Here is a 13934-nt window from a genome sequence, read left to right as displayed (position 1 = left end):
GAAAAGCGAAAAGATTCTGATGACATCCGCTAACACCCGTTCCGTTCTATTCCGCTTGGCACCTCTGGCGTTTGCATTGCTGATCAGTGCCTGTACCGTCGGCCCTGATTATCAGCGGCCATCGGCTCCGCTTTCGCTGGAATTTAAAGAAGCCAAAGGTTGGACTGCGGCGGTACCGCAGGACAATCACACCAAGGGTGATTGGTGGACGGTGTATCAGGACCCGGAGCTGTCGTCTTTGTTGAGTCAGGTGCAGATTTCCAACCAAAATGTCGCACAATATGCCGCACAGTACCGGCAGGCGCAGGCGCTGGTGACAGAGGCGCGATCCGGTCTGTATCCGTCCGCTGATGCCACCGTGGGCAGCACCCGCAGCGGTACCTCTTCGGCGATCACTAAGCAACAATCGGCGCAACTCAGTGCCAGTTGGGAGCTTGATTTATGGGGCAAATTACGCCGCACGGTGGAAGAGGACAAGGCCAGCGCACAGGCCAGTAAGGCCGATCTTGCTGACGCCACGCTCAGCGCGCAGTCTGAACTGGCGCAGGATTATTTCCAGCTGCGTGTGATGGACCAACAAATTGCGCTGTATAACCGCAGTATTGCGGCCTATGAGCGTTATCAGACCATTATTCAGAATCAATATACCGGTGGGAATACATCGCGGGCCACGTTGGCGCAGGCGCAAACCCAGTTGGAAAGCGCCCGCGCCTCGGCGTTGCAGATACAGTGGCAGCGCGCACAGATGGAGCACGCCATTGCGGTGTTAATGGGCAAGCCTCCTGCGCAGTTCACCCTGACAGCGCGCGAGATCAAATTCACTTTACCGTCGATTCCGCCGGGATTGCCGTCGCAATTGCTACAGCGTCGCCCTGACATTGCAGCGGCTGAACGCACCATGGCTTCGGCCAATGCGGCGGTTGGCGTGGCAACTGCCGCTTATTATCCGGACCTGACGTTGAGTGCCAGCGGCGGTTTCGCCAGTAATGCTTTTCATAATCTGTTCTCCCTGCCGAACAGGGTCTGGTCGTTGGGGCCGGAACTGAGCCAGACCGTGCTGGATTTTGGCGCGACACGTAGCAAAGTGGCCCAGTCTGAGGCGGCCTATGATGCACAGGTTGCCGCCTATCGGCAGAGCGTGCTCAGTGCCTTGCAGGAAGTCGAAGATTATCTGGTTGAGTTGCATACCCTTGATGCACAAACCCTGGCCCAGCAACGCGCCGCCGACGCTGCCAAAGAGTCAGCCCGCGTTACCTACAATCAATATCAGGCGGGGATGATCGATTATCTCGACGTCGCCAGCACAGAAAACACCAGCCTCTCTCAGCAGCAAAATGTGCTGTCGTTGCTCAGCACCCAGATGGTCACCAGCGTCAAACTGATCGCCGCACTTGGCGGCGGATGGAACGGAGACGTCGGGGAGTAAATGCACCTGCATTATCTCTACACCAGAGACAGGTTTATGTGTCTTTGGTGTAGAGATAATCCCATAGAAATTCTGGAAGATTTACCGCATAAATCGCTCTGCAAGCTTGTCGTCACTCTGCGCAAAGATATGCTCTGAACAGTCCATTCTACTGAGAAGGGATATTCATGGCTGCGTGGTGATAAACATGTTTAATGCTTCAAAACATAAAGAACTACGTCAAAAACTCAGAGGAAATCTGACTCACCCAGAGTTTGTTTTATGGCAGGCTGTTCGGGGGAAAGCGCTGGGCGTAAAATTCCGCCGCCAGCACGGTGTTGGGAATTATATTGTTGATTTCTACGCGCCAGAAGTTGGGCTAATTATTGAGCTTGATGGTGAAAGCCATTTTAGCGTGCAAGGAATTCGGGCTGATGAACTGCGAACTCGTTTTTTGCAGGATTCAGGGATGACGGTTGTACGCTTTACAAACCTTCAGGTCATGCGGGATCTTCCAGCCGTTCTTATGTATTTGCAGAATAAAATTGAGAGTCTGAAAGTTTTACTGTAAGCCTGGAGTCGCCAGCCAAACCCCCTCCCCGCCTCCCCCTTGGCAGGTGGAGGGGCTAAAAACCAAACCTGAAAGCAGCTCGGTCGGCTCCTTCCCCTCTCACGAGGGGAAGGTAGGGATGGGGTGTGGGTTTCAGGTACTCAGTCGCCAGCCAAACCCCCTCCCAGCCTCCCCTTGACAGGGGAGGAGCTAAAAGCCAAACCTGAAAGCAGCTCGGTCTGCTCCTTCCCCTCTCACGAGGGGAAGGCGGGGATGGGGTGTGGGTTTTAGGAATATAACGTTAGCGCTTACCTACTTTCGCGACATCTCTTGGCGGGAGTTTACCATTCAGATACTCAACTTATTTACTTGAATCCCAATACATCCTTTTAAACCGGACAACTTCCATCTAAACAGAAAATAAATTTTCTTTGGGATTTATTTGGCTATTTACCAACATAATATTTCATATTATCTCATCTCCATTCCTTTGGTTTATCCCGTTTTGGGATTATTTTTCTGATGGTTTACTCTTCCTGGCAGGCGTATTCATTATTCACAGGAAAGGATGCTTTATGAAAACTAAACTCTCACGTACCGACTGGCATCAGGCCGATATCATTGCCTCACTGCGTAAGCGTGGTACTACGCTGGCGGCGGTTTCGCGCGCAGCGGGGCTGAGTTCTTCGACATTGGCGAATGCGCTTTCCCGTCCATGGCCGAAAGGGGAGAAGATTATTGCCGAAGCGCTGGACGTGAACCCAGCCGTGATATGGCCGAGCCGCTATTTTGATGCGCAAGGTGAGCGGGTGGTGAAGGTTATGCGCAGAAAAAGTGTAGCGGTATAAGCTTTGCTATAAGCCAGCAACACAAATGCCGACGGCAGTTGGCATTTTCCATCACATCAAAAATTCCAGCCATGAATACCCACCAAACTGTGATCCCTTTCATACTCTTGACCTCTATGTCTATACAACTATACATTCAATGACTTTACTCAATTAACGGCGCTTTTTTGCCAATTGACTGAGGGAAAACGGATGATGAAATTAGGCAGCAAAATCCACGATCTGGGTAAAGCGCTGATGACGCCGATTTCGGTGATCGCTGCGGCGGGGATTTTTCTCGGGCTGGCTGCGGCCTTACAAAACCCGGCAGTAACCGGTGAGTCCTTCGCACAAATAAAATCCCTGCAACTGATTATCGGTTTTATCCGCCAGGTTTCAGGTACGCTGTTTGCCAACTTACCGCTGTTTTTTGCAGTAGCCACGGCGATGGGGCTGGCGAATGCGGAGAAGGCGACGGCCGCTTTTTCCGCAGTGATTGGTTTTGTCGGTCTTCACGTTGGGGTTAATTACAGTCTGCTGGCGCAGAACATCACGCCAGAGACCATCACCATCGCCAAACTTACTGCCAAAGGCATGACTGAAAGTGATGCGATGATCTATGCGGCGGAGTTCACCAATACGCTGGGTATTTTCACTTATAACATGAGTGTGCTGGGCGGGGTGTTGGTGGGGTTGATCACCATGTGGCTGCACAACCGCTTCTATACCATTGTGCTGCCGACCGCGATCGCCTTCTTCGGCGGACGGCGTTTTGTGCCGATTATTACCATATTAGTACTGCCGATTGTCGGGGTCCTGATGTCACTTATCTGGCCGACGGTTGCGCAGGGAATTCAATGGGTCGGTGAGTTGATTGGCCGCACCGGAGAGATCGGCACTTTTATTTATGCCACTTCTGAACGGCTGCTGATCCCGACCGGCCTGCATCACATCATTAATGAGACCGTGCGCTTTACGCCGATTGGTGGTGTCACCACGATAGATAATCAGACCATTGTTGGTGCCCTGAATATTTTTAACGCCTCGCTGGCCGATCCTGGCGCGATAAGCGATCAGGTGACTCAGCAGGCCACTCGTTTTCTGGCGCAGGGCAAAATTCCGGTGATGATGTTTGGGCTGCCTGCCGCTGCGCTGGCGATGTATCACTGTGCTCGCCCGGAGCATAAAGGGCGTGTCAAAGCGCTGATGCTGGCGGGTGCGTTGGCCTCTTTCACCACAGGTATTACCGAACCACTGGAGTTCTGTTTCATCTTTGTCTCACCGCTGCTGTATGTCATGCATGCCGTGCTGACCGGTATCTCATTTGTGCTGATGCAGATGATGCATGTGATGATTGGTAATGTGCAGGGCGGGGCGATCGACTTCCTGATCTTCGGCGTGCTGGGCGGGGCGAAAACTCACTGGTGGTATCCGTTGATCCTCGGGTTCATTTATGCACCGCTCTATTACTTCAGTTTCCGCTGGGTGATCCTGCGTATGCGGATCAAAACGCCGGGGCGAGAGGATGAAAACGATGCCGATGAGCGCGCCGCACCTGCGCAAGGTAACGAGAAGACCCAAAATATTATTATCGGCCTGGGCGGGGAGGGTAATATTACACAGGTCGACTGCTGCTTTACCCGTTTACGGGTGAAGGTTAAAGATATGACGCAGATTCAGGATGATACCCTGTTGAAAACGGGGGCGATGGGGGTGAAACGGGTGACGGAAAATGATGTGCATGTGATTTACGGCCCGCAGGTTGAACAGGTGGCTAATCTGGTCAAAGCACAACTTTCCGGCATTGCTTAACGCTTCTGCCTACAACCAGGTTTGGCCCTCAGGTCACTCCTGGTCCTTACGTTTGACGATGGCACGGATACTGAAATTGTAGTGCTGCTGGTTGTAATAGACGTCAGAGACTTCAAACAGCGTGCCATCAGTGAATTCCGCCACGGCGCGGGAATGTAACACCGGCTCATCACGCGAAAGATTCAGCGCCAGACGAATTTTATTCGACGGCAATTCGGCCGATATCTGCTTATTACTGCCCAGTGGGTCATAACCTTTCGAGCGCAGATAAGCGTATTTTGATGTGGTCAGTGCCTGGCGGGTCATGTCCGGGAACATATCCGCCAGCAGCCAGCACTGTTCGTACACAAAAGGTTCCTGACCGAGTAAGCGTAACCTGACCATAAAATACAGCGAGGTACCCACTGGCACATTCAGCGCAGCAGAGATATCGGCGTCTGCGGCGATTTGTTTGAACTCCAACACGCGGTTTTCTATCGGTTGGTTGATTTCGATGGCCAGTTCACTGGCGGTGAGATGACGATCCAGAGGAAGATTAACTTTGCTGATTTTACTTTTTTTGACCACAAAAGTACCCCGGCCACGAAAACGCTCCACCTGCCCCTGACGTACCAGATAGTCCACCGCTTTACGTGCCGTCATACGAGAAACACCATAAATTTCGCATAGCGCGGCTTCGGTTGGAATAGGATCTCCCGGCTGGAACTCACCGGTATTGATCTTTTCAGTAAGCTGTTGTTCTATCTGTAGATAAAGTGGTATGAACGAGGTTTTGTCGATTTTCATCAGGCCTCCGATTGTCAGCGTAAATTGTATAGTGGGGTATACATTTGAACAAATTAAAAGCGAAAATTTGTGCGCTGGGATGGGTTTTATGGCAGGAACGAAAATGAAAACAACCAAACCCCGGTCGGGGTTTGGTTAGCGGTATTTACTCAGGCAGTAACGCCGATGAGGAGAATTGGCTGCCGCCCTCTTCCTGGCTTTTGAAGCGCCAGCAATGCTGGTGATATTTCGCCACGCTGTTACGGTGCGCCACGCTTATCACCGAAGTTTCAGGCAATTCGCTGACCAGCAGGCTGTACATCCGTTGCTCGGTTTCGTCATCCAGCGCGCTGGTGGCTTCGTCAAGGAACAAAATAGCCGGCTGAATAAGCAGCGCTCGAGCGAACGAGAGGCGCTGTTGTTCGCCTGGCGACAGGCGCTGGCTCCAGTTGGCGTAATCATCCAGCACACTTTGCAGATGCGGCAGACAACACTGCTCAAGCACCTTGTTAAGCTGGTCATCAGTGTAGTCGCGACTGGAATCTGGGTAGCTCAGCGCTTCGCGCAGAGTGCCAATCGGGATGTAGCTGCGTTGCGGCAGGAAAAGATGACTTTTACCGGCGGCAAGATGAATGCGTCCTGCGCCGTAGGGCCATATTCCGGCAATGGCGCGCAGTAGCGTGGATTTACCGCACCCTGAAGGACCGGCAATCAGCACGCGTTCACCGGCCTTAAGGCTGGCGGAAACGTTGCAAAATAGCGGGCTACCATTGGGGAGTTTCAGGGTGAGATCGTCGAGTTGCAGATCGACCTTCTCTGATTCAAGCACGCTGATACCGCGGGGTTGCGCGTTAACCTGCTCGATGGCCGCATTGAAACCAGCCAGACGGTTGACGCAGGCTTTCCAGCTCGCGAGATCGGTAAATGCATTGATAAACCAGGAGAGCGAACCCTGTACCTGCCCGAAAGCTGAGGCAATTTGCATCAGTGCGCCCATCTGAATCGCGCCGGAGAAATAGCGCGGAGAGGCCACCAGAATAGGGAATATATTGGCGAACTGGGCGTAGAAGGTTGATGCGACGTTGAGACTACGGGTGACCTTCATAATCGACCACCAGTTGGTCTTTATCGAATCAAACTTGCCGGACAGCTGCTCGCGCTCGCTTTTCTCACCGTGATAAAGTGCAATCGCATCGCTGTTTTCCCGAACACGGATCAGGCCGAAACGGAAGTTGGCTTCGAACCACTCTTGGTTAAATCCAAGGCGAACCAACGGTTTACCCACCCACCAGACAATGACTGAGCCGACAATGGCATACAGCAAAGCGAACCACAGCATATAGCCGGGAATGGTTATCTCATGCGAAGAGATGGCAAAGGTCAGCGGGCCGCTGATTGACCACAAAATAAACACGAAGGAGAACAGCGTGACTACGCTCGATAACAGCCCCAGCACCAGCGACAGCGTACCGCTGGTCAGCGCGTTGAGATCGTCGGATATACGTTGGTCCGGGTTATCAACCTGATGTTGATACTCCGTGTAATAATAGGCGTGATTGCCCAGCCACTTGTCCATATACTCTTCAGTCATCCAGCGCCGCCAGCTCATTTGCAGGCCTTGTGTCAGATAGACTTTATAGATGGCAATGACGATAAAGATCAGTGCCAGCCAGGTAAATTTAAACAACTGGGCTTTGAATATCGGATAGTTTCTGTTTTGCAGAGCATCATAAAACACCCGGCTCCATTCATTTAACAGGACGCTGAGGTAGACGCTAGCCAGCGAAAGGATAACGATAGTGGTCAACATGCCCCATGCACGCCATTTTTCTTCAGAGAGCCAATAAGGCTTAATGAGTTGCCAAACGGCACGCCACGGTGCCGATTTCCCAGGTTTATTAGTCATAGTTGCCGTGTTTCAAAGAGTTAAATGGAGAATGAATCATCATCCCAGAATGAGCGACCCAGTGCGAGAGGGCAATCGCACACATGTAAGGATGTTTTTCACGCGGTAAAGTTCAATCCCGCGCTAATAAAAGGGTTTTTGATGAAAGTGGCATTGAGTTTACTGCTGGTGGCGGGTTGGTCAGTGAGTCTTCAGGCATTGGCGAAGATCGATGAACCCGACATCAATGGCGACTGTTTGAAAGCCGGAATTTATGCTTCCGCCGGAAAAGTGGCCTATCAGCAGGGCGAATACGACAAAGCCCGTGAGGTCTTTCGCGATCAGGTGGCGTGGAGTGAGTTCTGCCACAAACCGCAGGAGAGTATCGCCACTGCTTATAACAACATTGCGCTGACCTATATTCGTCAGGAGCAGTATCGCAAAGCCAAAGCCTGGCTGATGCTGGCGCCGGATAATAAGAAATCCCAATACAATCTCAGCCAGATTAAACCGAAGCTGGATGCCCAGCCAGCAGTCCCTAGCGTTGCCGGTGAGTATTGGCAATATGCGGGTTTCGGCAATTGGAACGAAGTCGACGTTAAAGCCGAAGAGGCTCAATTTAGAATTGATTTCAGCGGAATGTATATGGGACTGATGTCACTCTATTACGGTCCGAACACCGGTGAGTTCTCTGTGGTGACTACGGTGAAAGAGGGCAAAGCGGTATATCGCGAAGCTGACGACCAGAGTGCGAGTGGCGGGCAATGTTTGGTCAGCATGGATTTCGCGGCCGAACAGGTCAATCTGCATACGACAGGGGACTGCGGTTTCGGCATGAATGTGCAGGCCGAGGGACCTTTCGTGAGAGTGTCGCCATAAATCTCTGATATTTTCCCTTAGTCCCGCTTAAGCCTCCACCTCGTCGCGGAGGGTTAAGCGGCTCTATAACAGCAATAATCAGAATCGAAGGCTTACTGTGGCCACTTCATTTCTCCCTTCAATACTTTGGCGCTCATTACCAGAGATGAATCATCCTTTAACTGCGAGTAATGACCTTTCATCGCGGCGATGAGGGCGGTGGAGTCTTTGGCCTTTGGCAGCTCTTTTTCCAGCGTCAAAAGATAATCTTTGGTGAATTTAACTGACTCCAACGTATGCGGTGCGCCTGGCAGAAAGTGGCCCGGCACGACGGTGGACGGTTTTAGCGCGGCAATCTGATCCAGTGCTGCAACCCACTGTTGGCGAGATTCAACCGTCTGGTTGTCGGCAACCCACAGATGCATGTTATTGCCATCGACCAGCACGCCACCTACCACCGCTTTCAGCGATGGGATCCACACGAAGGTACGGTCAGCGACCTGGCCCTTCACTTCAAACTTCTTGCCTTCCAGCTCAAAACTGTTGCCTTTCAGCGCTTCCGGGACAATCACCGCTTTCGGCGCATTGTCTTTTAACTGCGGGCCCCAAAAGGCCATTTTGCCTTGTTTGGTGGCGTTGATCTCATCGACAGTAGCCTGAGTGGCAAGGATCTTAGCCTTCGGGAAAGCCGCGTGGATCACATCCAGGCCGAAGTAGTAATCAGGGTCTGACTGGCTGATATACACCGTGGTCAGGTTTTTGCCGCTGGCTTTAATTTTCTCAACCAATTTTTCAGCGTCGTTACGCTGGAACTGCGCGTCGATTAATACCGCGTCTTTTTCGCCGGTAATGATTTCAGATGACACCGGGAAGATGCCGTTCTTGCCCGGATTGTAGACTTCCATTTTTAAATCGGCGGCATGGGTGGACAGACTGGTGCCAAGTAATAACGCGGCGGTCAGGGCTAATTTGTTCAGGCGCATAAGCGTTCCTCAGAGACGATAACGAAGTAAAAATAATAACCTTTGGTAAGTACATACTCTACGTTGCATAAAGCGTGAGAAAAACCGGATAATACACAACTGTTTGTTGCACAAATCGGACGAATACATGGACAGAGTGACTGCTGCTGAAGTTTTTGTCGCCATTGTCGAACGTGGAAGTATGGTCAGTGCCGCTGAGTCACTGAATATGTCGCGGGCGATGGTGACGCGCTATTTATCTGAAATGGAAAAATGGTCAGGCGCGCGGCTGCTGCACCGCTCGACCCGCAAATTGAGTTTAACGGATGCCGGTGAAAACACCCTGGCACGCTGTCGTAAAATGCTGGCGGTGGCGGCGGAGATGGTTAGCGTCGGGGAAAGTCAGGACGATGCCCTGCACGGATCACTTCGCCTGAGTTGTTCGCAATCTTTTGGCCAAGGTGCGGTGGTGATCGCCGTGGCCGAGTTTCTGCGCCGTCATCCGCAGGTCAACGTAGATCTGCAACTGGAGAGCCGGGCGATCAATCTGGTGGAAGATCGCATCGATCTGGCGCTGCGCATCACCAACGATCTTGATCCCAATCTGATAGCCCGCCCGCTGGCGCAGTGTCCGTCAGTCGTCTGTGCTGCACCGGCCTATCTGGCAGCGCAGGGTACGCCGCAAAAACCTCAGGATTTAGCATTGCACAACTGCCTGACGTACAGCTATTTCGGCAAAAGTCTGTGGCAGTTTGAGCGCGATGGCGAGAAAACGGCGGTGCCCGTGAGCGGCAATCTCAGCGCCAATGAATCGTTGGTGCTACTGACCGGTGCAGTGGAAGGTGCAGGCATTGTGATGCAGCCCTATTACTCTGCCGCGCCGCTGGTCGCCAGCGGACAGTTAGTGATGCTGCTGCCGCAGTGGCAACCGCAAAACATGGGGATCTATGCGATTTATGCGTCCCGTCGGCAAATGCCCGCTGCGCTGCGGGCGTTGTTGGACTTCCTGGTAGCGTGGTTCGCGGGGCATCCACGCTGGTTGTCACTGAGTACTGAAAAATAGCCCGGAAAAACGTTGTCAGTGCTATTTTTGAAATCATTATGAGCGTTTTTTAATATATAAAAATCATGCAGTTAATTTTAGTTTCATGTCAATTCGTGCCATCGTCACCGGTCAAAACTGGTCAAAAGTGTGATCTGCGTGGTATTTCTGTGCCGCTATGCAACATTGTTCTGAATAATAAATAAACCAACGGGGAATTCTATGCCTGTTTCACTTCTGGCACTGGCGCTCAGCGCGTTTGCCATCGGCACAACCGAATTTGTCATCATGGGGTTGTTGCCCAATGTGGCGAACGATTTACAGGTCAGCATTCCACTGGCGGGCTGGCTTATCAGCGGATATGCGCTGGGTGTGGCAATCGGTGCGCCGATCATGGCGGTACTGACCGCGAAATTACCGCGCAAGAAAACCCTGCTGTTACTGATGGTGATCTTCATCTTCGGTAACCTGATGTGTGCCCTGTCTTACAGCTACGGCTTCCTGATGCTGGCGCGGGTGATCACAGCGCTTTGCCACGGTGCCTTCTTCGGCATCGGTGCCGTGGTGGCCGCCAATTTGGTGGCACCTAACCGCCGGGCTTCTGCCGTGGCGCTGATGTTCACTGGCCTGACGCTGGCGAACGTCTTGGGTGTCCCTCTCGGCACCGCGCTCGGCCAGGTTCTGGGCTGGCGTTCCACTTTCTGGGCCGTCGCGCTTATCGGCGTTGCGGCGTTGTTTGCGCTGTATAAAAATCTGCCGGATAAGAAAGATGAAGAACCGACCGACTTACGCAAAGAGATGCGCGCGCTGCGCGGCCTGGGCCTCTGGTTGTCACTGTCGATCACGGTGTTTTTCGCCGCAGCAATGTTTGCATTGTTCACCTACATAGCGCCGGTGCTGACTGAAATTACCGGCGTTTCTGAGCATGGCGTCAGTTGGACGCTGCTGTTGATTGGTCTTGGCCTGACGATAGGTAATGTGGTCGGTGGGCGTCTGGCCGACTGGCGACTGGGCATCACCCTGACGCTGATTTTTTTGCTGATCGCGGTGTTCTCTGCGCTGTTCAGCTGGACCAGCACGAATCTGCTGGCCGCTGAAGTGACGCTGTTCTTTTGGGCTATGTGCAGCTTTGCCGCCGTGCCGGCGTTGCAGATTAACGTGGTGACTTACGGCAAAAACGCGCCAAATCTGGTTTCTACCCTTAACATTGCGGCGTTTAACGTGGGTAATGCACTGGGCGCCTGGGTCGGTGGGGCAGTGATTGCCAGGGGATTGGGTCTGACGGCCGTCCCGCTGGCCGCCGCCGGTCTTGGCCTGGTGGGTTTTGCGCTGTGTGTTGTGACTTTCCGCCGTGCAGCCAAAAAAGCGCAGAAATCCGCGGTCTGACTTTACCGTTAACAGCATATTGAAACGCCCAAGGGCCGGTGTGATGAGAACCTGCCCCTGATTATTTAGCGGTTTTTAGGGCTGCACCAGCACCTGTTCCAGACGCTGTGCAAACCGCTGTGCCTGCTGATGGCAATGTTCGATGAATGTCGTCACCAGCGCCGATGCAGGCCGATGCAGCGGGCGGACCAGACTGACCGTGAAAGGTACCGGCAAACTGAATTCCCGTACCGCCATGTCGCTGTTGCCTCTCCCGACGTAGTCCAGCGCAGTCAGCGGATTGACTATCGATACGCCGACACCTTCACGCACCATGCTGCATACCGACGCCGCACTGTGCGTTTCCATCACCAGACGGCGGTTGACCCGATGTTCATTGAACAGCGAATCGAGAAGTTGGCGGTAGCTGTCGGTGGCCGACAGGCTGATAAAATTGTGGCCAGAAAAATCCTCTGGTGTCAGACGTTTTTTAGCTGCCAGCACATGCCCGGCGGGCAATACGCACACTTCATTAAGCGTTAATAGCGGTTGCCGCTCGGTACCGGCCGGCGTATGGGTATTTTCAGTCAGCCCGAGATCGTGGCGCTGGGCCGACAGCCACTCTTCCAGCAGCGGCGATTCCTGCGGCACAATGTTAAAACTGACGTCAGGGTAACGGTCCAGAAAAGGTTTGCATACTGCTGGCAGCAGGGATTGACTGAACACCGGCAGGCAGGCGATGGAGAGCTGCGCCTGTTCAAACTGGCGGATGCCTTCCGCTGCGCTGACGATACGGTCCAGACCGTAGTAGGAGCGCTGCACTTCCTCGAATAGTCTCAGCCCCTGCACGGTCGGAAAGAGGCGGCCGCGCAGTCGCTCAAATAGCTGTAAATTCAAGAGTTTTTCGCAGCGTGCTAATTCGCGGCTTACCGTCGGCTGAGAGGTGTTGAGCAGCGCGGCCGCTTCGGTCAGGTTACCGGTGGTCATCACGGCGTGAAAAATTTCGATATGGCGCAGGGAAATTGCGGGCATCAGACTCTCCACAGAGGATGCTTGACGGGTTATATCCATATCATAAATGAATAGACTGGTGCGAAAAAGATATTTTCCCGCAATGTGTCAATCGGCGATACTCAGGTTAACTTCATTATAAAGATCTCAGGACTTCTTATGCCACGCGCCTTAAATGACACCTCCACCGCGCTAAATTCCGCCAATCTTCTGGCTCTGACGCAGCAATTTGGCTGCCCGGTCTGGGCATATGACGCGCAGATCATCAGCCAGCGTATTGAGCAGTTGCGCCAGTTTGATGTGATCCGTTTTGCGCAGAAAGCCTGCTCAAACATTCATATTCTGCGCCTGATGCGTGAACAGGGTGTGAAGGTGGATTCCGTGTCGCTCGGCGAGATTGAACGTGCGCTGCTGGCGGGCTTTAAACCGGGCCGTGACGCCAGTGAGATAGTCTTTACCGCTGATGTACTGGATCAACCGACGCTGGACCGGGTGACCGAGCTGGATATTCCGGTCAACGCCGGTTCAATTGACATGTTGGGGCAGATTGGCCGTCAGAAGGCGGGACATCCGGTTTGGCTGCGCGTCAATCCGGGCTTCGGTCATGGTCACAGTCAGAAAACCAATACTGGCGGTGAAAATAGCAAACACGGCATCTGGTATGCCGATTTGCCCGCTGCGCTGGCCGAGATCGCGCGTTATGACCTGCAGCTGATTGGCCTTCATATGCATATCGGCTCCGGCGTGGATTATGCGCACCTTGAACAGGTGTGCGATGCCATGGTGCGTCAGGTGGTTGAAACTGGCCACGATATTGAGGCTATTTCGGCCGGTGGCGGCTTGTCCATTCCCTACCGTTTCGGCGAAGAAGCCATAGATACCGCGCATTATTATGGATTATGGAACCGTGCGCGTGAACAGATTGCCGCACACCTTGGGCATGACGTTCATCTGGAAATTGAACCGGGTCGTTTCCTGGTCGCCGAGGCGGGTGTGTTGGTGGCGCAGGTGCGGGCGGCGAAAAACATGGGAAGCCGTCACTTTGTGCTGTGCGATGCCGGTTTTAACGATTTGATGCGCCCGGCGATGTACGGCAGTTATCACCACATTTCGCTGCTGCCGGCCGATGGCCGGGACCTCAGCTCGCAGCCGCTGATCGACTCGGTGATAGCCGGCCCTTTGTGTGAATCCGGTGATGTGTTTACGCAGGAAGCAGGCGGCGGTATCGAGACGTTTCCGCTGCCTGAAGTGCATATCGGCGATTATCTGGTGTTCCACGATACCGGTGCGTATGGCGCATCTATGTCCTCAAACTACAATAGCCGTCCGCTGCTGCCGGAAATCCTGTTTGAAAACGGCGAACCGCGTTTGATACGCCGTCGTCAGACGATCGAAGAGTTACTGGCACTCGAACTGATGTGATCGTAACGTATTCAGGGGCCGCTTTTCTGC

12 protein-coding genes are annotated in these 13934 nt (G+C 53.1%); 8 read left to right on the top strand and 4 right to left on the bottom strand.

All coding sequences use genetic code 11. The features are described from left to right. The first annotated feature begins 19 nt into the window (after positions 1-19). The 4 genes from ACMV8I_RS13855 (at position 20) to ACMV8I_RS13840 (ending at position 4594) form a co-directional block, all read left to right on the top strand. The gene (locus ACMV8I_RS13855; RefSeq protein ID WP_498865794.1) at positions 20-1426 is read left to right on the top strand and encodes an efflux transporter outer membrane subunit; all 1407 of its coding nucleotides are present in this window, start codon (positions 20-22) and stop codon (positions 1424-1426) included. Between the two features lie 187 nt (positions 1427-1613). Continuing rightward, the gene (locus ACMV8I_RS13850) at positions 1614-1976 is read left to right on the top strand and encodes an endonuclease domain-containing protein (RefSeq protein ID WP_498865793.1); all 363 of its coding nucleotides are present in this window, start codon (positions 1614-1616) and stop codon (positions 1974-1976) included. Positions 1977-2530: 554 nt separating this feature from the next. Then, entirely contained in the window at positions 2531-2803 is a 273-nt protein-coding gene (locus ACMV8I_RS13845; protein WP_498865792.1) for a helix-turn-helix domain-containing protein, read from the top strand. Positions 2804-2995: 192 nt separating this feature from the next. Then, a complete protein-coding gene (locus ACMV8I_RS13840; RefSeq protein WP_498865791.1) occupies positions 2996-4594 on the top strand; it encodes a PTS transporter subunit EIIC in 1599 nt (532 codons plus the stop codon). Between the two features lie 33 nt (positions 4595-4627). Here the strand turns inward: ACMV8I_RS13840 and ACMV8I_RS13835 are convergent, their stop codons facing one another. Both ACMV8I_RS13835 and ACMV8I_RS13830 read right to left on the bottom strand, forming a co-directional pair. After that, positions 4628-5380, bottom strand: coding sequence for a GntR family transcriptional regulator (locus ACMV8I_RS13835; protein ID WP_498865790.1), 753 nt, complete (start codon positions 5378-5380; stop codon positions 4628-4630). 145 nt (positions 5381-5525) lie between these two features. Further along, positions 5526-7265, bottom strand: coding sequence for an ABC transporter ATP-binding protein/permease (locus tag ACMV8I_RS13830; RefSeq protein ID WP_498865789.1), 1740 nt, complete (start codon positions 7263-7265; stop codon positions 5526-5528). A 141-nt stretch (positions 7266-7406) separates the two neighbouring features. Here ACMV8I_RS13830 and ACMV8I_RS13825 point away from each other — a divergent pair, with 141 nt between their 5' ends. Beyond that, positions 7407-8123, top strand: coding sequence for a tetratricopeptide repeat protein (locus ACMV8I_RS13825; RefSeq protein ID WP_498865788.1), 717 nt, complete (start codon positions 7407-7409; stop codon positions 8121-8123). A gap of 92 nt (positions 8124-8215) precedes the next feature. On the opposite strand, the gene ACMV8I_RS13820 is transcribed toward ACMV8I_RS13825, so the two are convergent. Next, positions 8216-9085: an MBL fold metallo-hydrolase gene (locus tag ACMV8I_RS13820; RefSeq protein WP_498865787.1), complete on the bottom strand. Its 870-nt coding sequence runs from the start codon at positions 9083-9085 to the stop codon at positions 8216-8218. A gap of 127 nt (positions 9086-9212) precedes the next feature. On the opposite strand from ACMV8I_RS13820, the gene ACMV8I_RS13815 reads away from it, so the two are divergent. After that, complete coding sequence (locus ACMV8I_RS13815; protein ID WP_498865786.1) at positions 9213-10127, top strand: LysR family transcriptional regulator; 915 nt, start codon at positions 9213-9215, stop codon at positions 10125-10127. A gap of 201 nt (positions 10128-10328) precedes the next feature. After that, positions 10329-11492: an MFS transporter gene (locus tag ACMV8I_RS13810; RefSeq protein WP_498865785.1), complete on the top strand. Its 1164-nt coding sequence runs from the start codon at positions 10329-10331 to the stop codon at positions 11490-11492. A gap of 75 nt (positions 11493-11567) precedes the next feature. Here the strand turns inward: ACMV8I_RS13810 and ACMV8I_RS13805 are convergent, their stop codons facing one another. Beyond that, a complete protein-coding gene (locus ACMV8I_RS13805; RefSeq protein WP_498865784.1) occupies positions 11568-12503 on the bottom strand; it encodes a LysR family transcriptional regulator in 936 nt (311 codons plus the stop codon). Between the two features lie 138 nt (positions 12504-12641). Between ACMV8I_RS13805 and lysA the strand changes: the two genes are divergently transcribed. Beyond that, positions 12642-13904, top strand: coding sequence for a diaminopimelate decarboxylase (gene lysA, locus ACMV8I_RS13800; protein WP_498865783.1), 1263 nt, complete (start codon positions 12642-12644; stop codon positions 13902-13904). Positions 13905-13934: the final 30 nt, after the last annotated feature.

The sequence above is a fragment of the Ewingella sp. S1.OA.A_B6 genome (assembly GCF_049889095.1).
Taxonomy (GTDB): Bacteria; Pseudomonadota; Gammaproteobacteria; order Enterobacterales; family Enterobacteriaceae; genus Ewingella.
The sequence above is the reverse complement of the archived record's forward strand: the minus strand, read 5'-3'. Positions and strand labels throughout refer to the sequence as shown.